Origin of the sequence: Pseudomonas sp. SO81 (genome assembly GCF_030374125.1) — a bacterium.
Classification (GTDB): Bacteria; Pseudomonadota; Gammaproteobacteria; order Pseudomonadales; family Pseudomonadaceae; genus Aquipseudomonas.
The window spans coordinates 4,736,904-4,758,013 of the sequence record NZ_CP126126.1 but is presented as its reverse complement, the minus strand read 5'-3'; the positions used below and the strand labels follow the sequence as shown (position 1 = coordinate 4,758,013).

The following is a 21,110-nucleotide window of genomic DNA, read 5'->3' as shown; positions in this document are numbered from 1 at the left end:
TTAAGTAGATCCACTGAGGCAACCATGAACACTCTCCCCTTTCAATCAGCTGTAGGAGTAGATCTTGGAGGTACCAAGCTATTAATTAGATACCGGGATCATTCGTTCCGATTCGATACAGGACCGATGTTCGGTGCGGCCGATCTCACAAAGATATTGAATAGTTTCATCGATGCGTACACAGAGCCAGGGTGTGTGATTGGCATAGCGATACCGGGTCTCATCGAGAATGACTCAGTTGCTGCTTGTGATGTTTTGCCGGGACTTGTTGGATGGAGTGCGAGGACTCTAATTGATTCCCGAATTAGCAGAACTTGGTTAGTGAATGATGCGAAGGCAGCACTTCACGCTACCGCACTTGACTTACCGATCGAGAGCACAGCCATCGCAGTCATGGCCGGAACTGCCATAGGTTGCGGCATTATGGTCAACGGGCATCAGCTTCTGGGAGCACATGGTTGGGCAGGCGAGCTGGGATATTGGCCGATACAGACATCGGTCTCGCAGTGGCTCAGGCTTGATGAGGTTGCAGGCGGACGCTACATGGCCAATCGGCTTGGTGTCGATGGAAACCAATTGGCCCTGTTAGGCCGTCAAGGCAATCAAGCCGCATTAGATGTGATTTCTCAAGGTGGCCACGCCCTCGGCGGTGTTCTCGGAGGATTAATTAATTTATTCAATCCTCATAGGCTCTCAGTTGGAGGAGGCGCACTCTGGCTTCCTGGGTATTGGACTGAAGCACAAGCTCAAATTGACGCCCTGGCCATTCCAAGTATGTTAGCGAGCTGTGAGATCCGGACGGTTCATGGCGTGGAAGACCTTGTAGCCATGGGGGCCGCACAAATCGCATTGAAGACTCTTTGCTAATTCATGAATCGCCCTTGCTTGTGTAGCAACTCCACAACTCTTCTGGCCGATTGAAGCCACTCTCGACAGACCGCTATTGGCCGATAAGCGCCGTTGACTGACGTCAGCCATCGGACAAAGGCTCCCGAGGTAGCGGAGCTAATCCTCGGGGAGCTCGAGCTCTACTTTGCGGGCCTCGTCGGAACGCTACCCTACTTCCAACTCCCATAGCTGGCCTCAACCCCATCTGCGGAACAGCACGCTCGCATTCACCCCGCCGAAGCCGAAGCCATTGGATAGCGCGTACTCCAGAGGCATAGGTCGGGCGCCGCCGCTAATCAGATTCAAGCCTGCAGCGACTGCATCGGGCACCTCCAGATTCAGTGTGGCGGGAACGATCTGATCGCGCAGCGCGAGGATGGTGAAGATGGCCTCGATGCCTCCGGCGGCGCCCAACAGGTGTCCCGTGGCCGATTTGGTCGAGCTGATAGCGACACCGCTGCCGTTGCCAAACACGGTTCTGATCGCGGCCAACTCACCCTTGTCGCCCACTTGCGTCGAGGTGGCGTGGGCATTGAGGTGTTGTACCTGGGAGGCTTCGACACCGGCTTGTCGCAGCGCTTGCTGCATGGCCCGGCGGGCACCATCTCCATCTTCCGGGCCTGCCGTCATGTGGTAGGCGTCGGCACTGGTGCCGTAGCCCACCAGTTCGGCGATCGGCGTGGCGCCGCGCGACAGGGCATGCTGCAGCTCTTCGATCACCAGCAGCCCCGCGCCTTCGCCCATGACGAACCCATCGCGCCCCTCATCGAAGGGTCTGGAGGCACGCTCCGGGGTATCGTTGTAGTTGCTCGAAAGTGCGCGTGCAGCGGCGAATCCGGCCAGGCTGACGCGGTGAATGGTCGCCTCCGCGCCACCACAAACCGCTACGTCAACCTCCCCCGCTCGAATCATCCGCGCGGCATCACCGATGGCCTGGACGCCGGCGGCACAGGCCGTGACCGGCGTGCCCAGCGGTCCCTTGAAGCCATGCGAGATGGACACGTGCCCGGCGGCCATGTTGCTCAGGAAGGACGGAATGGTGAAGGGAGACAGGCGACGCGGCCCCTTGCTGTCAGTGGTGCGCACGGCCTCGGCAATCGCATGGAATCCGCCAACGCCCGAGGCGATGATGGTTGCGGTGCGCTCCTGCTCTTCAGGCGTGCTCGGCGACCAACCGGCCTGGGCCAATGCCTCATGGGCAGCAGCCAAGGCGAAGAGGATGAAGCGATCCATCTTGCGCTGCTCTTTGGCCGCCAACAGTTGATCCGGATCGAATCCGGCTTCGGGATCCTGGCTGCGATCCGGCACCTGGCCGCCAATGGTGATTGGCAGATCACCTACCAGCTCAGGCGGCAGCCGGCGAATCCCCGACTGGCCAGCCAGGAGGCGTTTCCATATCTGCTCGACTCCACAGCCCAGCGGGCTGACCGCGCCCATTCCGGTAATGACGATACGCTTGCTCATGCTGGCCCAGCTCCTTGTGCTGCTTGATGGATAGCGGTGTATGGACGTTACTATCATCATGAAAGTAACATGCGAGCGAACATTCTTCAGCCCCCGGAAAGGAACAGCCATGCAGCGCAAGACTCTCGCCGATGCCGAATGCCCCATCGCGCGTAGCCTGGAAAGGGTTGGCGAGTGGTGGAGCATCCTGATCATGCGGGATGCCCTGCAGGGCCTGCGCCGCTTCGACGAGTTTGCCCGCAGCCTGGAGATCGCTCCGAACATGCTCACCCGGCGCCTGAATTCACTGGTGGAGGCGGGGCTGCTCGAACGCCAGGCATACAGTCAGCGGCCCCTGCGCTACCAATATGTGCCGACGGCCAAAGGCGAAGACTTCCGCATCGTGCTGATGGCGTTTGTGGCCTGGGGCAATCGCCATTACGCCGAGGATGGGGAAAGTGTGCAGCTCGTCGAGCGAGCCACCGGGCGGCCGGTACGCCAGCTCATGGCAGACATCTCCGAAAGCTGTTCCGTGCCGCTGGAGCAGTGCACGGTGCAAGCGGGACCTAGTGCCAGCGCGGAAATGCGCCTGCGTCTGGGCGCCATGCCGGAGCGGAGCTAGTTTGCGATCTGACGGGCTGCGAAGCCGGCTCGGGAAAAGGACGATCTGCATGACGCAGCTGAGCCTGATTCATACAGGCTTCGAGAGTTGTCCGTGTTTGCCCCGCGCTGCCAAACTGCGCGCCACCTGAGGGAGCAGACGCCCAGTCAAAAACACTGGTCGCTAACGGGCCTGACGCTGTCCTAAAAGGTGGATAGACCAGGGGGCAGCCATGACCACGCAGAAACTGATCGTCAACGACTTGCGGCTGAACGTTTCAATCCGCGGCCAGGGCTCACCGCTGCTCCTGCTGAACGGCCTGGGCGGCCTGATCCGCACCTTTGATCCTCTGCGCGATGAACTGGTGGGCTATACAACCATCACCCTGGACGTTCCCGGGGTAGGCGAATCGCAAATGCCCCGCTGGCCGATGCGTCTACCCCGCCATGCCGACCTGATCGCCGAAGTGCTCAAGCAGTTGGGAATCGAACGGGTCGATGTGTTCGGCGTGAGTTGGGGCGGTGCGTTGGCGCAAGAGTTCGCCCTGCGTCATCCGGGTATGGTGCGTCGGCTGATCCTCGCCGCTACCTCGGCCGGCCCGGCGATGCTGGTGAAGCCCGCCGACATCCTGGATTTCTTTGGCAGGAGCAAAGGAGCCCGACTGCGCAAGCAAGACAGCTCGCGCCATTCGATACAGACCCTGCTGCGCTTCGGCATGGTGAACGGCATGCTCACGGCCAACCCGCGAACCTACTACCACCAACTCGCCGCTCTGGTCGGCTGGACCAGCCTGCTGCGGCTGTTTCGCCTGCGCCAGCGCACGCTGATCCTCACCGGTGAACGCGACACCCTGGTGCGCCTGTATAACGCGCATATCCTGCGCCGCACCATCCGCCATGCCGAACTGCACGTGCTGCAGGGCGAGGGGCATTTTTTCGTGGTGACCAGCCCCAGGCGAACCGCCCAAGCGATACACGAGTTCCTCTGTCGGTAGCCGACGAGCTCGCGTCGATAAATTGCAAAAATGCCGCATCCGAGCGGATGACCTTTAGCGGTCGGATGCGGCCCGGATGGCGGACAGCTCACTCAACGTCCACGGCCAGATCAGCGGTTGGATGCGGGGATGGGCGATACAGCATCAGGTCATAGAGCGCCAGGCTGATTAACCAGCACAGCAGCGCCGTCCACAGATTGTGCGAGAAGAAGTGGGCGCCCTGGGCCATACGTACCAGAGAGAACAGCACACCAAGAACCATTGCGGCGATTAGTGCCGTTCTGGCGCTGCGTGGGTAACGGTCGCGCAGGGCGAAGAACAGCGCGAACAAGGCGAAGCCGGACGCCGCATGGCCGCCGGGCCAGCAGTTGCCCGGTTTCTCCACTGGAGCCGCGCGCGGGCCTAGCAGCGGCGAGAAATGCTCGGGTCCGCCGTACTGCTCCAGGTTCCAGGGACAGTGCATCTGCGTGACCTTCTTCAGCGGAGTGACGAAGCCGGTGGACAACCCCATGGCCAACACCAGATAGCCCAAGGTGCGGCGCAACGGGCGCAGGCGCGTGGGTAGCAGGCTGAGCAGGAAGCCGGACAGGGCCAGCACGCCGATGGCGATGGTCAGCTGCTTGGCGCGGTCGTGAAGAACCTCTTCCAGGAAGTCATTGCGGCGACCGATGAAGCCCAGGTCCTGGACGTAGAACAGATCGGCAATGGCAAAGTCCAGGCGGCTCGGCTCGAACACCAGCAGCACAGCGAGCAGTGCCAGCGGGACGCCATACCACCAGCGCCGGTCGAAGCGAGGCGAGATGCTCATGGTCTTTCCACGCCTCTCCAGCCCAGCAGGCGGTTCTGCAGGTCGTGGCTGGCCGCCTGGTAGTACGCGATGTCGCGCTGCAGCAGCGGATCGTGGCTGTCGACCCGGTATTCGCGGCTGGCGCCGAGAGCGTCATCGTGCCGCCGCATGTGCCCGCGCGGGCTGAGGATGGCCAGGTTCTGGCCGTCGAACAGGCCCAGGTGTTGGTAATTGCCGATCAACACCCTGGGCGGAGCGGCATTGGCTTTGAGAAGGTCGTGACCGAAGAAGGTGGACTGGTAGTCCAGGTTGAGCAGGCCGAGCAGAGTCGGCGCCAGGTCGATCTGACTGGCCAGCTGGCCATCCTCACGGGGCGTCAGCCACTTGGGGGCATAGAGGAACAGCGGGATGTGGTAGTTGGCCACCGGGAGATCCTCCATCCCGGCGCTGCCGGCGCAGTGGTCGGCGACGAAGACGAACAGCGTGTCATCGAACCAGGGCTTGCCCTTGGCCTGTTCGAGGAAGCGCCCGATTGCCCAGTCGGTGTACTTCACGGCTCCCTCGCGGCCGTCCCCGGAGGGAATGTCTATGCGCCCGTCCGGATAGGTGTAGGGACGGTGATTGGAGGTGGTCATCAGCTGCAGGAGAAAGGGTTTGCCGGCGGCATGATCGCGATCGGCGATCTGCATGGCCTGGGCGTAAAGGTCCTCGTCGGCCATGCCCCAGGCGTTCTTGAAGTGGATATCGGCCTCGTCGACGCTGCTCTGGTCCACCACCCGGTAGCCGTTGCCGGAGAAGAAGGCATTCATGTTGTCGAAGTAGCCTCGCCCGCCATAGACGAACACGCTGTCGTAGCCCTGGGCGGCGAGCTGCTGACCGAGACTGCCGTAGCCAGCCTCGCGACCGATGCGCTTGACGATGGAGCGCCCGGGCGTCGGCGGCACCGCCAGTGTGATGGCCTCCAGGCCTCGGTCGGTGCGAGTGCCGGTGGCATAGAAGTTGTTGAAGAACAGGCTCTGCCTGCGCAGTTCATCCAGGTTCGGAGTCAACCCGCGCGCGTCACCGAAACTGCCAAGGTACTTGGCCGAGAGGCTCTCGATGGTCACCAGCACCACATTCAGCCTGCGCGGTGCACCGGGGTTGTCGATCTGCCGGCGGACGTCCAGGGGATCGCTGCCAACGAAGGTGGCCGTCGGCTCATCGAGCTCCCGGTGCAGCACGGGCGCCAGCGCGGTGTCCGGCAGTTGACTATAGAACTGTCGATAGTCCAGCTCGTTGTTACGGAAGGCGGCGAAGAACTGGTACGGCCCGTTGCTCGCCAGCTCATGGCGGTAGGCATTGCCGCCCTGCCCTCGCGGGCTCTCCTGGTCGAGCAGAAGTGCGCTGAGAGCGGCGGCCAATGCCAGACCGGCAATTGCCACGGCGCGCCCGCGCCAACTCGGCAACGACGCCCGCAGAGCTTCGCGCAGCGGCCAGCGCAGGGCGAGGCCGAGCAGGGCCGCCAGCACGCCTAAACCGCTCAGCAACAGGCCCAGCGGATAGGACTCCAGCAGATTGTTGAGCACCTCATCGGAATAGACCAGGTAGTCCACGGCGATGAAGTTGAAACGAACGCCGAACTCGTCCCAGAACAGCCACTCCGCGGTGGCGACGAACAGCATGGCGAACAGGCTTGCGAACAGTAGTCCGGCCAGCAGCAGGCGATGCCCAGGGCGGCGCCACAGGGCCGGTGGACACAGCAGCAGATAGAGGCCGAGCGGCAGCGCCGCGTAGGCGAGAAAGCCCAGGTCATAAAGCAGGCCGACGGCAAATACGCCCGGAGCGAAGCCATCGGCCTCTGCCCAATGAGCGGCGAACAGCAGCGTGCGAGTGACGAGGAATATGACCAGCCAGCAGGCCAACAACAGCGACAGGTAGCGCAGAGGTGCAGTACGAGGCAGCAGCATACGAGTGTCCGGGTAGTAAATACGCTCGGCAGGATGTGCGGGCACACGTCGAAAGCTGGTGAAGAGAAAGTGAAAAGATCGTGAGTTGCTGCAGCGCTTGTGGGCGGAGGCGGCCGCCCCTATCAGCTAGCGGCTCGGCATCAGCCAGATGACCAGCCCCACGCCCAGGGCCAGCCAGACAAGCACGACAAAGCAAGCGGCCATCTTGCTGATGGGTCGCGCCGAGGCCTGCGACGCGAGTGCACGGAACTCGGCCATCAGGCCCGCCGGAATCAACCTGACCACCAGCCAGATCCCCAGCGGGACAATGATCAGATCGTCCATATAGCCGAGCACGGGGATGAAGTCGGGGATCAGGTCGATCGGCGACAGGGCATACGCCGCGACGAGCAATGCCAGCAGCTTGGCGAGCCTTGGCGTTCGGGCGTCCCGCGCCGCCAGCCACAGCGCATGGACGTCGCGCTTCAGAGCACGCGCCCAGTGCCGAAGACGATTGAGACCGAACACCAAACCTCCAGACGACGGACAGTCGATTTCACGGAACATTTACAGCCGGCGAGACACCTTACTGACCATATCACCTTCTGTCAGGAGCCCTACTTTGAGCAGCTCAGCGTCGGTTCTCGCCCTTGTGTCATTGCTTATCGCCACGCCGGCCATGTCGGCCAACCAGCCCGCAGCCAGGAGCTTTGGCTGGATAGAGGAAGGCTTGCTCCTGCCCGAAAACGTCTCGCTCAAAATCAAGCTGGACACCGGAGCGCTGACATCGTCGATGGACGCATCGGATATCAAGCGTTTCGAGAAAGACGGTGAGAAGTGGGTGAAATTCAACGTCGAGGCGAAGGACAGCAACAGCGGCGAGTCGGTAAGCATCCCCTTCGAGCGGAAGGTGGAACGCACCATCAAGGTCCGCGGAGCAGGCGGCGCCGACCGTCGTCCCGTGGTGCGCCTGAAGATGTGCATCGGCGACGAGATCCATGACGAAGAATTCTCCCTCAACAATCGGGGCAAGATGCTCTATCCCGTATTGATCGGGCGACGGACGCTGAAGCATCTGGGGACGGTCGACGTAGCTCGAACCTTTACGGTCGAACCTCAATGCAAGGCCGGCTCCAGCTGAACCGGGGTCTGCGGTTCGTGGTGGCTTGTCCGCCTCGGGCCGGGAGCCAGCCCAAGCTGCGGCCAAATCGACTGGCTCGGGTCGGGAGGTGCAAAACCCCGTGCCGGCGCCCTGCTCTATCTGCAAGGCGGCGCGGCACGGGGTGTTACGAAGCCGCAGGCCGATAGCCCCGGTGTGGCCTGGGCTTGCGCCTTAGCGGGCCTGCAGCTTGAAGTTGTCGTCCGAGGGTTCCTTGGTATAGGCGCCCTGGTCGTGAACCAGCTTCTGCGTTCCGTTCATCAGGGTGGCGATGCGGCTGTCGGCGGTCTTGGCCGAGGCGGCCTGGTTGCTGGTGCCGGTGACCACGGGCGGGTTGAAGCTGAACGACCACAGGTAGTGCCACACGGCCGCGTTGTGCTTCTCGGTGATCTGCGTGGCGTTGAAGTACCAGGGCTTCAGCTCGCTGAAGGCGGTCATGTTCATCAGCCCGGTGTTTTCATCGCCGACGAAGACGGTGCTGGTGACGGCCGAGGAGCGGTAGGCCTCGAAGATCACGCCCTTGCCCTTCAGTTCACTGACATAGCTGCGGCATACCGCGCCGGTCCACTGATTGCCCAGCCAGCTCTTGGCGTTGTTGGAGTAGAAGGGATCGAGCAGGGCCACGCGCTTGGGCAGCAGCTTGCTGTTGAGGGTGCCGGCAGTGACCGCGTCGCTGATCTTCTTGCTCAGCACGATGGCCATCTGGTTGCCCAGGGAGTGGCCGAGGATGCGGATATTGCTGCCGGTGTAGCTCGCCATGTTGTCCTTGTAGCTCTTGAACAGCAGGTCGCTGGCGGACTGGGTCGGGCCGGTGCTGTAGACGCCGGCAGCGTTGCGCCAGCGCATGGCGCGCGGGCCGCTGGTGCTCCAGATCTTGGCCTCGGCATCGGTGACTTCGCCCTCGTCGGCGAACTGGTTCCAGTACAGCACGCCGACGTTGTATCCGGCGTTGAGCCAGGCGGTGGCCAGATCCAGGCTCGGGCCGCCGGCACCCTCGCGGTTGAAGGTCTCGCGATCCTTGCGCGCGGTGGCGCCGTTCTGCCAGCCGTGGATGTAGATCACCGTCGGCTTGCTGGTGCCGAAGTAGGCGTTGCTCTGCCCGGGAACGGCTTTCTGCCAGGTATCGCCATAGCCAAACCAGTACAGGCCATAGTCGAGGTTGTTGAAGGTGGAGTCGGGGAAAACGCCGGGAGCGGCGTGGACGAGCGAGGAAAAGCACAGCAGGCAAAGCATGAATAGCTTGCGCATGGCGGGTGTCCCTAGTGTTGTTATTGTGTTGGGGCGCGGCCAATTAGGCAGAGTGCTGGCGACACTGTCAATGCACCAGGATGCGGCCGCGGCGCGTCCATGTACGGGTGCGACAGCACCCGCTCATGTAGCTCCCGCGCCGGGCCGATCCTGTCAGGTTGGCTAGTTGGGCAGCATGTCCACCAGCAGGCGCAGGTAGGAGGTCATGGTCTGCCCGCCCACGGTGCCCTTGTAGCCATGGCTGTCGAACTGGGTGCTCTTGACCAGGTTGACGCGATAGCGCGGGTTGGTCTCATAGGTGCGCCCAAGGGTGCTGGCGGAGCGGCTGTTGAACAGATCGGCGCTGACAGTCACGAACTCGCGCGGCTTGCGCCTGCCATTGGCACCGCTGTTGTTGGGGCTGCTGAAGATGTCGCCGGTGGCGGTCATCGCGGTGCTGTACTGCTCGCGGCCGCGCAGGCTGGTCTTGCCGCTGGCGATCACGAACTGGCCACTCTGCGGGCGATACTTGTCGCCGCTGGTCAGGTAGCTGGCCAGCACGTCGTACAGCGCCCAGCTGCTGCCACTGCCCAGCTCGGCATTGCGCAGGTCGAAGACGAACACGCCGCCGGTGCCGATCACCTCCATTTCCATCTGGCCGAGGCTGGCATTGTTCTGCACCAGCAGGCCGGTGTTCTCGTCCACGCCGAAGGCGAACGGCACGTTGGTGTAGTCAGCCAGGCGCACGATGCGGCCCTGGCGGCCGCGCTCGCTGAAGTGGGTATCCAGCAGGCCGTAGTTGAAGAAGCCGAAGCCGCCCTGCGGGTCATACGCCAGGTCGTCTCCGGACGGCGTGGTGTAGGGCCCGTAGCGCAGCGCCTCGTAACTCTCGCCGCCGGTCACCATGGGGCCGTCGACCATGATCGCGGTACCGGCGCTGGTACCCGCCAGCACGGCGCCGGCGTTGTACTTGGCGCGGATCGCCGCCAGTGCCGGGGTGTCGCCACGGCTGGCGTTCTGCAGTGTCTGGACCAGACGCGACTGGTCGCCGCCGCCGAAGAAGAAGCCGGTCATGCCATTGATCTGGCTGACCACGGTCGGATTGCTGCTGTTGGCGATGTTGTCCAGGTCGATGGGGATCCACTCGGCCTTGACCGCGCCGTAGGTCTTCAGCAGGTTGGCGTAGTAGGCGCCGTTGGCCTTGGAGTTGGAGGCGTTCGCGGTGCCGGCATCCGGGTCCTGACTCTCCGGAATGGAGGCGGCGGTGATCACGCCGATCTTGGCCTGGCCGCTGCCACCGGCCAGCTGGATAAAGCGCTGGTAGATGGCCGCGTTGTCATCCTTGAGTCCGCCCCCCACCAGCAGTAACGCACCTGCCGCATGCCCCAGGCCGGGAATCAGGGCAATCAGCAGAACGGCATGGCGACACAGTTTGCTCAGTCTCATCTTCAGTTCTCCGTGGCTGCAGTTGTCTGCAGCGTTGTTGTGGGTGTTGTGCTACGGGTACTGCGGAAACGGGGAATCAATAAACGCTGAAGCGTTGGAAGTACTGGCGTTCGATGCGGCGGTAGACGCCGTTGTCGAGAATCGCCACCAGGGCCTGGTCCAGGCGCGCGCGCAGGGCTTCATCGCCCTTGCGCACGGCGATGCCCTGGCCCTTGCCAAAGAACTTGGGCGCCTGCACGGCGTTGCCGACGCGTTCGAAGCCCTTGCCGCGCTCGGACTGGAGGAAGCCGAAGTAGCCGGACACCGCGTCGTCCAGCACCAGGTCCACCTCGCCGCGCTCCAGGGCCTGGTAGGTTTCTGCGGCGCTGGCGAAGCGCACGATGGGCAGGTGCTTTTCGTAGCGGGCGGCGAGGAAGCGGTCATAGGTGGTCTCGCGCTGCACGCCGATGCGTTTTCCGGCCAGGCGCCGCGGGGTGATGATCACCTCGTTGACCGTGCCCTGACGGGCGAAGAAGAAGGCCGGGGTGTGCGCGTAGCGCTGGGTGAAGTCGACCAGGGCCTGGCGTTCCTCGGTGATCGACATCGACGCCAGGATCAGGTCCGTACGGCGTTCCTGCAGCGCCGGGATCAGGTCATCCCAGGCGAAGCGCTGCAGCTCGCAGCGGGCGCGCATCTGTGCGCACAGGGCGTTGGCGATGTCGACGTTGAAGCCCTTGAGGCGACCGTTCTGGTCGAGCTCCTCGAAGGGCGGAAATTGTCCTTCCATGGCGATGCGCAGCGTCTCGGCCTGGGCCGAAAGCGTCATGAACAGGCCAAGCAGCAGGCAAACAAATCGCATGTGTCACTCCCACGAGAAAAAAAGGCGCCGGGCAGGCGCCTCAAGGCCAAAGGAGCAATCGAGCAGACCTTGAATCAAAGCAGCCGGCCTCCGCGCATGAGGTACGGAGGCCCGCGGCCCTACAGGCGGCCCGTGACAGGTGGCACGGGCCGCAAGATCACAGGATGCTCAGCGGGTAGTCGACGATGACCCGGAACTCGTGCAGGTCGCCCTCGCCCTGGTCGTCGTTGGCATAGTGGAAGGCCTGACGCAGGCGCACGGACAGGTCCTTGGCCGGGCCTTCCTGGACGACGTACTTGATGTCGATGTCGGTCTCGCTGTGCTTGCCATCCTCGCCGTAGTAACCGACGTAGCCGCCGTTCACATCCGCGTCGGTGCCATCGATATCGCTGCCCTTGACGTAGGTGACCTTGGTGGTCAGGCCGGGGACGCCGAGGCCGCTCCAGTCGTAGCCATAACCGATGCGCCAGGACTTCTCGTTCGGTGCGTTGAAGTCGGAGTACTGCATGGAGTTGGAAAGGAAGATCGAGTCACCGCCGACGTAGTCGAACGGGGTGTCGCCGTTGACCCGCTGGTAGGCCAGCAGGATCGAGTGCGAACCCAGGGCGTAGGTGGCCGCCAGGCTGTAGGTGGTGTTGCTGATATCGCCCTGCAGGGCATCGCCGGTATCGCTGGTGCGGTACAGGTTGAGGTCGAAGTTCAGGCTCTGCCCTTCGCTGATGCCCAGGGTGTAATTGAGGTTGCCGTAGTACTGGTTCCAGGTGTCCTCGAAGCGCGAGGCGTACAGGCCCAGGGCCAGGTCGTCGCTGACGTTGTACCAGCCGCCGGCGAAGTCGATGGTCTTGCCGATCTCGCCGCTGCCGTAGTTGAGGTACAGCTCCTCGTCACTGTTGGTCGAGTTGCGGTTGTTGTAGGCGGTGAAGTGACCGGCCTCCAGGGCCAGGCCTTCGATCTCGCCGCTGCTGACATGGAAGCCGGTGGCGGTTTCCGGCAGCAGACGGCTATGGGCAGTGGCGAATACCGGTGCCTCGGTACGCATCTCGCCGTACTTCAGCACGGTCTCGGAAATGCGCAGCTTGGCGGCGCCGCCGGCCTCGCCGTATTCATCCTGGGCACGACCCTCGTCGCTGATCGGCAGCAGACCGGTGCCGGTACGGCCGCGACCGCTGTCCAGCTTGATGCCCATGTAGCCATAGGCATCGGCGCCGAAGCCGACGGTGCCCTGGGTGAAGCCCGAGGCGAACTCGGCCATCACGCCGTGGGCCCACTCCTCGCGGTAGTTCTGGCCACCCGGGTTGTTCTTGAAGTCGCGCTGGAAGTAGTAGTTGCGATTCAGCAGGCTCAGCTCGCTGTCTTCGACAAAGCCCTTGGCATCGGCCTGGCCAGCCACGGCCAGCTGGCTGCTGGCGGCGGCGACCGCCAGGGCGAGACAACTCAGTTTCACGAGGTTCATGCCTTACTCCATTTCTAGTGTTGTTGGCGGGCCTGCGGCCCTTCTTGGTTTTTGCCCGGTCAGACAAAGAGTTCTGCTGTCAGCACCTCTGGGCGCCTGCCCTTGCTGATCACCGCCTCCAGGCACAGCGTCGATTCGCCATCCGGCCAGCAGACGAAGTAGCCCGCGGTCTTCTTCGGGCTCTTCAGCTTGAATTTCCATTCGCGCTCGGCGAACTCGCCGACATCGCGCAGTCGCTGCTGCAGCTCGATCACCGCGAAGAAGCCGGCCGGCGTCTCGACGCGCTCCAGCACGCGCGCCTCGGAGGTGCGCAGTGCCTGGGCCGCGGGCTGGTGGTCGTGCAGCAGTTTGTCCAGGGCGAACAGCTCCAGATTGTTCAGTCGCATCGGTACATCTCGTTTTCTGGTTTTCTCGCGGGCAAACGCTGCCCGTCCGCCCTGTCACTACAGGGCGTGTTCGATTGCGGATCAGGCGGTCAGGACGGTTTGGCTAGCCCAATCAGGCGCGCCAGGCTGCGTGCGGCCTCTTCCCGGCTAACGGTTTGCTGTGGCTGGAAGCGGCCGGAATCGGCGCTCATCCACCCTTCCCCGACCAGCAGCTCGGCGGCCTCGGCGGCGGCGGGATCGGTGCCGGCCAGGTCCTCGAGCGGCGCGCGGCGCGTCAGGTCGATCTTGGCGAAGTTCTCGACCAGCGCCTTGCAGGCCAGCGCCCACTCCGCCCGGGTCACTTCGCGCTCGCCATCGAAGCGCTCGCCGCTGTGCAGCCAGCCATTGGAGACCGCCACCTCGATCTGCTCGCGCAGCGGGTGGTCCTGCTCGATGTCGACGAGCTTGGGCAGCTTGTCCAAAGCCGGCTCGGCGGCCAGGGTCATCTGCAGCGCGTTGGCCAGCTCGTAGCGGGTCAGCGCGCGTTTGGGCTCGAAGCGGTTGTCGCCATCGCTGGTCATCAGGCCGCGGAAACTCACCGCGCGCACCGCGTCCGGCCAGCGGCTGGCGGCGGCGTCCTGCGGGCTGCTGCGCGCCGGGTCACGCAGGAAGGCATCCACCGGCGCGATGTCCAGGCGCACGTTCTGCACCGTGTAGTTGGTCAGCGAGTCGTTGAAGCGGCTGTGGGCCTGGAAGCCCGCGGCCTCGCTGAGCTCGAAGCGATAGCCATAGTGGTAGCCGTTGGCCGGGTTGTAGCGGGTCATCAGCCCCACCTGGCGGGTGGCGGTGTTGTCGGCCAGGCCGTAGAGCACCGCACGCGACATGGCAGATACCGCGGACAGGTCGGTGAGCAGCTGGTTGCCCACCAGGTATTCATTACCGGCGGTGATCGGCTCCTTGCCCTCGGCCGGCTGCACCTTGCCGCTGGCCAGGTCATAGCGGTCGCCATGGCCGAGCATGGCCAGGCGCACGTTCTGCAGGCGCGTTCCGTACAGGCCGAACTCCTTGTGTGCCTGGCTGGCATCCATCACCGTCAGGTAGCCCTCGCCGAGCACCTGCAGCTGGCCACCGGGCTGCACCCAGATCGCCGTATTGGTATCCAGACCGAAGCCCTTGGCCGGCCGCTGCTCGACCAGGTAGCTGGCCATGCGCGCCGCGCGACCGGTGCTGGTCTCCTCGATCTGGTCGAAGTGCTGGTCGATGATGCCGGCCTTGAACAGGCCCGCGCCCTTGAGCAACGCGGTACCGCGCTGATCGGCCTTGGCCGCCACGCCGAAGTCCAGGGTGTCCATGACCACGCCGTAGGCGGTCGGCATGGTCGAGCCGAGAATGCTGGCGCCGGCACTGGTGCCGGCGACCACGCCACCCTTGTCGAACACGCCCTTTACTGCCTTCAGCGTCAGCGATTCGCTGCCGTCACCGTTGTACAGCGCGCGGGCGATACGCGCCTGGTCGCCGCCGACGAACCACACGGCGCTGGCCTCGCTCAGCGGCTTGAGCACGGCCGGGTCGTTCATGGTGGTCTGGTAGTTCTGCTTGTCGATGCCCACGATGCTGATTCGCTCGGCCGGTACGCCCAGGGCCTGCAGCTCGGCCTGGAAGCGCTTGCTGGAACCGAGGCTACCGCTGGCGGTGGGCATGATGGCGATGCGCGCCCGCTCGGCGCCGCCGGCCAGCTCGATGAGCTTCTGATAGACCTCGGTGTTGCTGGCCCGCAGCATGCCGCCGACGGCCAGCAAATGGCCTTCGGCCAGGGTCGGCGCGCAATGGCCGGCAAGAATCAGGGTGGCGAGCAGCACGCCAGGCTTGGTCTGCATTCTCATTTCTTGTTGCTCTTCTTCTGAGTAGGGAGTGTTCGGCACACAACCAAATGACTCATTTATTTTCACAAATCATTCAATTTGAAATGTTGTATACCAACAAAATTCCGCGATCAACCCCAGAAAGCACCACAGAAACAGACCAAACGGACAGCTTCTCGAGCCTACAACAGCTCTATGACGGCATTCTTCGCAGCCGCATCAGGCTGAAATTATTTTTTCAGACAACAATATAATTGACATGATTTTTTCTTGACCTTAGCTTTGCTGACACAAAACGTGTCACTCACCACCGCAATACAAACACAGCCAGGCCGCCTCATCTGCGCGGCTACTGGGGCTCTGGCCCACGAAGCCAGGGCTGAGAAATTCGCCGCCAGGCGAAGCAATGCACCTCACCCGCGAGGGTGGCCAACCATCCGCAACTGGAGTCATAAGATGAACAAGATCGCTCTGCTCGGCGCCCTGGCGCTCTCCGCCTGCGCCACCCTGGCACAGGCCCAGGAAACCCTGCGTATCGGCATCGAAGCCGCCTACCCGCCCTTCGCCTTCAAGACCCCGGATGGGCAGATCAGCGGCTTCGACTACGACATCGGCAATGCGCTGTGCGCGCAGATGCAGGTCAAGTGCGAGTGGGTCGAGCAGGCCTTCGACGGCCTGATCCCCTCGCTCAAGGTGCGCAAGGTCGACGCCGTGCTGTCGTCCATGTCGATCACCCCGGATCGCCTGAAGTCGGTCGACTTCACCAAGAAGTACTACCACACCCCCGGCAAGCTGGTGATGAAGGCCGGCACCGAGGTCAAGGACCCGCTGGTCGACCTCAAGGGCAAGAAGGTCGGCGTGCAGCGCGCCTCCACCTACGATCGCTACGCCAGCGACAAATTCGCCGATGCCGGCATCGAGGTGGTGCGCTACGGCTCGCAGAACGAGGCCTTCCTCGACCTGGCTTCCGGGCGTATCGATGCCTCCCTGGCCGACGTGGTGAACATCGGCGAAGGGTTCCTCAAGACCGACGGCGGCAAGGGCTTCGCCCTGGTCGGCCCGGACTTCAACGACCCGAAGTACTTCGGCAATGGCGCCGGCATTGCCGTGCGCAAGGGTGATGCCGCCACCGCCGAAAAATTCAGCAATGCCATCGCCGCCCTGCGCGCCAACGGCAAGTACGAAGAAGTCCAGGGCAAGTACTTCGCTTACGACATCTACGGCCAGTAAGAGCCGGTGCACAGGGGTATCCGGCGAGTCCGGATACCCCTTTTTTCTGCCGACATTCCAGGTAAGCCATGATACGGATCGATCACCCCCTCCCTTGGAGCAGCCCCGGCACGCAGCGCCAACTGAGCGTGCTGCACTTCGGCGAGGGGCCCCGCAAGGCCTACATTCAGGCGGCATTGCACGCCGACGAATTACCCGGGATGCGCGTAGCCGTGTCCCTGCGCCAACGCCTCACCACGCTGGAAGCGAACGGACAGCTACTCGGCCGCATCGAGCTGGTACCGGTCGCCAACCCGATCGGTCTCGCCCAGGTGTTCCAGTCCACTCACCAGGGCCGCTTCGACTTTGCCAGCGGCAAGAACTTCAACCGTGACTTCCCGGATCTGGCCGCGCTGATCGCGCCCAAGCTCCACTCGCTGCTGGGCGACGATGCAGCAGACAATCTTGCATTGATACGCGAGCTGATGGTCGGCGCCCTGCAGGACCTGCCGCCGGCCGGATCGCCCCTGGAAGGACTGCAGCGGTTGCTGCTCGGCCATGCCTGCACGGCCGATCTGGTGCTCGACCTGCATTGCGACTTCGAGTCGGTCCTCCTGCTCTACGCCCTGCCCCAGCTGTGGCCTCGGCTATCCGGGCTGGCCGCGCACCTGGGCGCACAGGCGGCGCTGCTGGCCGAAGACTCCGGCGGTCAGTCGTTCGATGAGGCCTGCGCCACACCCTGGCTGAAGCTGGCCGCGGCCTTTCCCGATGCAGCGATCCCCGCTGCTTGCCTGGCCACCACCATCGAACTGGGCGGCATGGCCGATACCGAGGCGCAGCGGGCCGAGGCGGACGCCGAGGCTATCCTCGCCTTTCTCGCGGAACAGGGCTTCATCGACGGCAGCTGGCCGAACCGGCCCGAGCACCAATGCCCGGCAACGCCCTTCGCCGGTGCCCAGTACGCCTACCCGCCGCACCCGGGCGTGGTCAGCTATCTGCAGCCCTTGGGCGCACGGGTAGCGGTGGGCGATCCCCTGTTCGAGGTCATCGATCCGCTCTCCGGGCAACACAGCATCGTGCGCGCCACCACCGATGGCCTGCTGTATGCCCGCGAACGCCTGCGCTTTGCCCAGCCCGGCCTGTGGTTGGCCAAGGTGGCCGGCGCCATGCCGATCCGCAGCGGCCGCCTACTGAGCGACTGACGCTGCCGCAGAGGCGGCACCATCGGATACACTGCCGCCCCAGCCCATCGACAACGCCGCCGCTCACCATGAACCCAGCGCCGAACGATCTGACCGTCTATACCTCCCCGGTGATGCGCAAGCTGGCATCGGCTTCGCCCGACCTGCAGCCGTCCCTGCGCAAGGTGGCCGACTTCATCCTTCGCCATCCGCTGAAGGCCGCGACCCTGACCATCGAGGAGCTGGCCCAGGAGACCTCCACCTCCGCCGCGGCGGTCAATCGCCTGGCCCGCGCCCTCAAGTTGAGCGGCTTCAGCGCGCTCAAGGCCGCCCTGGTGGCCACCCTGCAGGACCTGGTGTCGCCGGTGGACAAGCTGCGCAACGAAATGGCCCAGCGCCCGGACGGCGCCTTCGGCCTGCACGAGCAGATCCAGGTCGCCAGCGGCAACCTCGGAACGGCCGCCAACAGCAACAGCCCGGCGACCTTCGAGGCCTTCGTCGATTGCCTGATACAGGCCCGCCGCATCTACATACTCGGCTTCGGCAACAGCGCCTACATGGCCGGCCTGGCGGCCGCCAACCTGGTGCCGTACTGCGCCGACGCCGTCGCCATCAGCATGGAGGGTGGCAACGAGAACGCGGCCTATCGCCTGGCCGCCATCACCGAGAACGACGTGCTGCTGGCGATCTCGCTGCCGCGCTACTCGCTGGACACCATCCATCTGGCGCGCTTCGCCAACGAGCGCGGCGCACGCGTACTGGCCATTACCGACTCGCCCGCCTCCCCCCTGGTGCGGTTGGCCGAGCTGGTGCTTTTCGCCCCCGCCGACCATCCCATGCTGATCAGCTCCAATACGGTGGTGCTGGCACTGATCGAGAGCCTGGTCGCCGCCGTGATGACGCGCAACAAGGAGGCGGTAAAGCTGGCCGCCGAACTCACGGAGAGCGTGCTGTCGTACCTGCATATCCCGGCAGAGCAGCCGCGCGCGCGCAAGACCATGCGCAAACGCAAGGAATGACCTTTGCCCTTGAGTCCGTAAAAAACCGGAGCCCGATACATGCTCCGGTTTTTGCTAGTGGGCGGCTGACTTGGCTGGGTAATGGTGCTCAGCCATTGAGCGGCATGGGCCGCCACCTCGTCTGCTCGTTGAAGCCTCGCTGGCGCGCCTAGGCACCGACAGGCTCGGCGACTAATCTTGGTGCTTTGGATCGCAGCCAGATAGGAATCTCCATGATCGACGCCAAGCTCCTGCAACTGATGGTCGAAGCCTCGAATGACGGCATAGTCGTGGCCGAGCAGGAGGGAGATGACAGCATACTGATCTATGCCAACCCCGCCTTCGAGCGTCTGACCGGCTACACCGCCGACGACATCCTCTATCAGGACTGCCGCTTCCTGCAGGGCAGCGAGCGCCAGCAACCCGGACTGGCGACCGTCCGCCAGGCGATCCGCAGCGGCCAGCCCTGCCGCCAGGTGCTACACAACTTCCGCAAGGACGGCACGCCGTTCTGGAACGAGTTGTCCATCACCCCGGTGTACAACGACGCCGACCAGCTGACCTACTTCATCGGCATCCAGCGCGACGTCAGCGTCGAAGTTACCGCCCAAGAGCGAGTGCGCGAACTGGAGGCGCAGGTGGCCGAGCTCAGGCGCCAGCTGGCCGCCGCGAGCGAGTGAGCCGTCCCCGGACACCGAGTAGCGATCCGCCGCAGGGGCGTCAGCCGCCCTCCGCCACCTGTGTAGCCTGGCGCTGCCCCCGGCAACGCGCGGAGCAGTAGCGCACCTCCTCCCAGCAGCGTGCCCAGCGACGCCGCCAGGCGAATGGCCGGCCACAGACCACGCAGGTCTTCTGCGGCAGGTGAGGCTTCCTCACAACGCCTCTCCGCCATCCAGCCGCGCCAGCAGCTGCTCGCCACGCCGCCAGAGCGCGGCGACGCGAGACTCATCCATGCGCTGCAGGTTGCGATAGGCCATGGCCATGCGCGGATTGCGGCCGAGGCGATCGCGATGGCGCATCAGGAAGTGCCAGTACAGCGAGTTGAACGGGCACGCGTCCTCCTCGGTCGCCCGGTCCACCCGGTAGCGGCAGGCGGTGCAGTGATCGGACATCCGCTGGATGTAGCGACCGCTGGCGCAATAGGGCTTGGAGCCCAGATAGCCGCCGTCGGCGTGCATCACCATGCCCAGGGTGTTGGGCAGCTCGACCCATTCGAAGGCGTCCAGGTACACCGCCAGGTACCACTCGCAGATGGCCGCGGGGGCGATACCGGCGAGCAGGGCGAAGTTGCCGGTCACCATCAGCCGCTGGATGTGATGGGCATAGCCCAGCTCCAGCGTCTGGCCGATCGCCTGGGCCATGCAGCGCATCTCGGTGCGGCCGGTCCAGTAGAACTCCGGCAGCGCCCGGCTATTGCCGAACAGGTTGAGCGCGGCATAGTCCGGCATGCGCAGCCAGTAGATGCCGCGTACGTATTCGCGCCAGCCGATCAGCTGGCGGATAAAGCCTTCGGCCGCGTTGAGCGGGACCCAGCCCTGACGATGGGCGCTCTCCACGTCGGCGCAGAGCTGGCGCAGGTCCAGCAGGCCGACGTTGAGGGCGGCGCTGATGCGCGCATGGAACAGGTAGGGCTCGCCCTCGGCCATGGCGTCCTGATAGTCGCCGAACGACGGCAGGGAGAACTCCAGGAAGTGCCGCCAGAGTTCCTGCGCCTGGGCGTGAGTCACCGGGTAGTCGAAGCCTTCCAGGCGACCGTAATGGCTGGCGAACCGCTCGCCCACCAGGGCCACCACCTCGCGGGTGATCGCGTCCTGCCCGAAGCGCGCGGGAAACGGACCGCGCGCACCTTTCGGCAGGGCCTTGCGATTGTCGGCATCGAAGTTCCAGCTGCCGCCCAGCGGCCCGCCGTCGGGCTCCAGGAGCAATCCGCTGCGCCGGCGCATCTCGCGGTAGAACAGCTCCATGCGCAGCTGCCGGCGACTGCCCGCCCAACGCGCGAACTCTTCGCGGGAACAGAGGAAACGGCGGTCGACGTGCCAGTTCAGCGGCAGCCCGCTGGCACGCAGCGCCTCCTCCACCCGCCATTCGCCGCATTCGGTGAGGTGCAGTTCCGGACCACCCAGGGCGTCGTGCCAGCGGCGCAACTCCCCCGCCAGGCTGCCGCTATTGTCGACGGCATCGAGCCGCACATAGATCACCCGCCAGCCGCGCGCCTCCAGCGCTTGGGCGAAGTGACGCATGGCGCTGAAGACCAGCACGATCTTCTGCGGGTGATGCGGCACGTAGCGCGCCTCCTCGCTCACCTCGGCCATCAGCACCGCGTCGCGGGCCGGGTCGAGGGCATCGAACAACGAGAGGTCGAAGCTGAGCTGGTCGCCCAGCACCAGACCGAGGCGGCGGATGCCGTCGCTCACCAGCGCTGCTCCAGCGACAGCGGCAGGCGCAGCGGCTCTATCGGGCCGTCGCGAACGCCGCACATCTCGTCATGGGCGCAGTGCTGCACCAGCTCACAGGGTAGGCGCGGCAGATCCTGCAGCAGCTCGCGGACCTGAGTGGACGAGCGCAGGTGCAGCACCTTGCCCTGCTCATCGCGCAGCGGCTCGAGGCCCGAGGCGAGCCTGGCCTGCAGGATATAGAAGCCACCCTCCAGGGACACCACCTCGAGACCTTCGACATGGCCCGCCAGCGCGGCATCGCCCAGTTGCTGAAGATTCATCGCCCTACCCTCCGGCTC

The 21,110-nt window shown here is 64.3% G+C and carries 21 protein-coding genes; 8 read left to right on the top strand and 13 right to left on the bottom strand.

All coding sequences use genetic code 11. The annotated features are described in order from the left end of the window. Positions 1-24 precede the first annotated feature (24 nt). Positions 25-867 (top strand): ROK family protein, encoded by an 843-nt coding sequence (locus tag OH686_RS22800; protein WP_289535447.1) that lies wholly within the window; start codon positions 25-27, stop codon positions 865-867. Positions 868-1,083: 216 nt separating this feature from the next. Here the strand turns inward: OH686_RS22800 and fabF are convergent, their stop codons facing one another. Continuing rightward, the gene (fabF, locus tag OH686_RS22795) at positions 1,084-2,352 is read right to left on the bottom strand and encodes a beta-ketoacyl-ACP synthase II (RefSeq protein ID WP_289535445.1); all 1,269 of its coding nucleotides are present in this window, start codon (positions 2,350-2,352) and stop codon (positions 1,084-1,086) included. 109 nt (positions 2,353-2,461) lie between these two features. Here fabF and OH686_RS22790 point away from each other — a divergent pair, with 109 nt between their 5' ends. Then, complete coding sequence (locus OH686_RS22790) at positions 2,462-2,953, top strand: winged helix-turn-helix transcriptional regulator (protein ID WP_289535444.1); 492 nt, start codon at positions 2,462-2,464, stop codon at positions 2,951-2,953. A 211-nt stretch (positions 2,954-3,164) separates the two neighbouring features. After that, positions 3,165-3,926: an alpha/beta fold hydrolase gene (locus OH686_RS22785; RefSeq protein ID WP_289535443.1), complete on the top strand. Its 762-nt coding sequence runs from the start codon at positions 3,165-3,167 to the stop codon at positions 3,924-3,926. 88 nt (positions 3,927-4,014) lie between these two features. Here the strand turns inward: OH686_RS22785 and OH686_RS22780 are convergent, their stop codons facing one another. From OH686_RS22780 to OH686_RS22770, 3 genes are all read right to left on the bottom strand, one after another. Continuing rightward, positions 4,015-4,734 (bottom strand): phosphatase PAP2 family protein, encoded by a 720-nt coding sequence (locus OH686_RS22780; protein ID WP_289535442.1) that lies wholly within the window; start codon positions 4,732-4,734, stop codon positions 4,015-4,017. Then, positions 4,731-6,659, bottom strand: coding sequence for an LTA synthase family protein (locus OH686_RS22775; protein ID WP_289535440.1), 1,929 nt, complete (start codon positions 6,657-6,659; stop codon positions 4,731-4,733). The genes OH686_RS22780 and OH686_RS22775 overlap by 4 nt, the downstream gene beginning before the upstream one ends. Before the next feature lie 126 nt (positions 6,660-6,785). After that, a complete protein-coding gene (locus tag OH686_RS22770) occupies positions 6,786-7,166 on the bottom strand; it encodes a YkvA family protein (RefSeq protein ID WP_502942760.1) in 381 nt (126 codons plus the stop codon). Between the two features lie 94 nt (positions 7,167-7,260). Here OH686_RS22770 and rloA3 point away from each other — a divergent pair, with 94 nt between their 5' ends. Continuing rightward, complete coding sequence (gene rloA3, locus OH686_RS22765; protein WP_502942759.1) at positions 7,261-7,779, top strand: retropepsin-like aspartic peptidase RloA3; 519 nt, start codon at positions 7,261-7,263, stop codon at positions 7,777-7,779. Positions 7,780-7,971: 192 nt separating this feature from the next. Here rloA3 and OH686_RS22760 read toward each other — a convergent pair whose 3' ends face one another. From OH686_RS22760 to OH686_RS22735, 6 genes are all read right to left on the bottom strand, one after another. Then, positions 7,972-9,045 carry an alpha/beta hydrolase family protein gene (locus OH686_RS22760; protein ID WP_289535436.1) on the bottom strand — a complete coding sequence of 358 codons (1,074 nt, stop codon included), beginning with the start codon at positions 9,043-9,045 and terminating at the stop codon, positions 7,972-7,974. A 162-nt stretch (positions 9,046-9,207) separates the two neighbouring features. Beyond that, positions 9,208-10,470 (bottom strand): cyanophycinase, encoded by a 1,263-nt coding sequence (locus OH686_RS22755; RefSeq protein WP_289535435.1) that lies wholly within the window; start codon positions 10,468-10,470, stop codon positions 9,208-9,210. Between the two features lie 76 nt (positions 10,471-10,546). After that, on the bottom strand, positions 10,547-11,308 hold the full coding sequence (locus OH686_RS22750; protein ID WP_289535433.1) for an ABC transporter substrate-binding protein: 762 nt from the start codon (positions 11,306-11,308) through the stop codon (positions 10,547-10,549). A 157-nt stretch (positions 11,309-11,465) separates the two neighbouring features. After that, a complete protein-coding gene (locus OH686_RS22745; RefSeq protein WP_289535431.1) occupies positions 11,466-12,761 on the bottom strand; it encodes an OprD family porin in 1,296 nt (431 codons plus the stop codon). A gap of 59 nt (positions 12,762-12,820) precedes the next feature. Next, positions 12,821-13,147, bottom strand: coding sequence for a hypothetical protein (locus OH686_RS22740; RefSeq protein WP_289535429.1), 327 nt, complete (start codon positions 13,145-13,147; stop codon positions 12,821-12,823). 89 nt (positions 13,148-13,236) lie between these two features. Then, a complete protein-coding gene (locus tag OH686_RS22735; protein ID WP_289535428.1) occupies positions 13,237-15,003 on the bottom strand; it encodes a cyanophycinase in 1,767 nt (588 codons plus the stop codon). Between the two features lie 441 nt (positions 15,004-15,444). Between OH686_RS22735 and aotJ the strand changes: the two genes are divergently transcribed. From aotJ to OH686_RS22715, 4 genes are all read left to right on the top strand, one after another. Next, the gene (gene aotJ / locus OH686_RS22730; protein WP_137972112.1) at positions 15,445-16,218 is read left to right on the top strand and encodes an L-arginine-binding protein AotJ; all 774 of its coding nucleotides are present in this window, start codon (positions 15,445-15,447) and stop codon (positions 16,216-16,218) included. Between the two features lie 68 nt (positions 16,219-16,286). Continuing rightward, positions 16,287-17,399: a succinylglutamate desuccinylase/aspartoacylase family protein gene (locus OH686_RS22725; RefSeq protein ID WP_289535426.1), complete on the top strand. Its 1,113-nt coding sequence runs from the start codon at positions 16,287-16,289 to the stop codon at positions 17,397-17,399. 68 nt (positions 17,400-17,467) lie between these two features. Continuing rightward, entirely contained in the window at positions 17,468-18,397 is a 930-nt protein-coding gene (locus OH686_RS22720; RefSeq protein WP_289535425.1) for a MurR/RpiR family transcriptional regulator, read from the top strand. 212 nt (positions 18,398-18,609) lie between these two features. Continuing rightward, a complete protein-coding gene (locus OH686_RS22715; protein WP_289535424.1) occupies positions 18,610-19,056 on the top strand; it encodes a PAS domain-containing protein in 447 nt (148 codons plus the stop codon). 40 nt (positions 19,057-19,096) lie between these two features. Here the strand turns inward: OH686_RS22715 and OH686_RS22710 are convergent, their stop codons facing one another. From OH686_RS22710 to OH686_RS22700, 3 genes are read right to left on the bottom strand one after another with little or no spacing between them, the layout of a single operon-like run. Then, a complete protein-coding gene (locus OH686_RS22710; protein WP_289535423.1) occupies positions 19,097-19,252 on the bottom strand; it encodes a DUF2256 domain-containing protein in 156 nt (51 codons plus the stop codon). Beyond that, complete coding sequence (locus OH686_RS22705; protein WP_289535422.1) at positions 19,249-20,790, bottom strand: cryptochrome/photolyase family protein; 1,542 nt, start codon at positions 20,788-20,790, stop codon at positions 19,249-19,251. The genes OH686_RS22710 and OH686_RS22705 overlap by 4 nt, the downstream gene beginning before the upstream one ends. After that, positions 20,787-21,092, bottom strand: coding sequence for a DUF6482 family protein (locus OH686_RS22700; protein ID WP_289535420.1), 306 nt, complete (start codon positions 21,090-21,092; stop codon positions 20,787-20,789). The genes OH686_RS22705 and OH686_RS22700 overlap by 4 nt, the downstream gene beginning before the upstream one ends. Between the last annotated feature and the right edge of the window lie 18 nt (positions 21,093-21,110).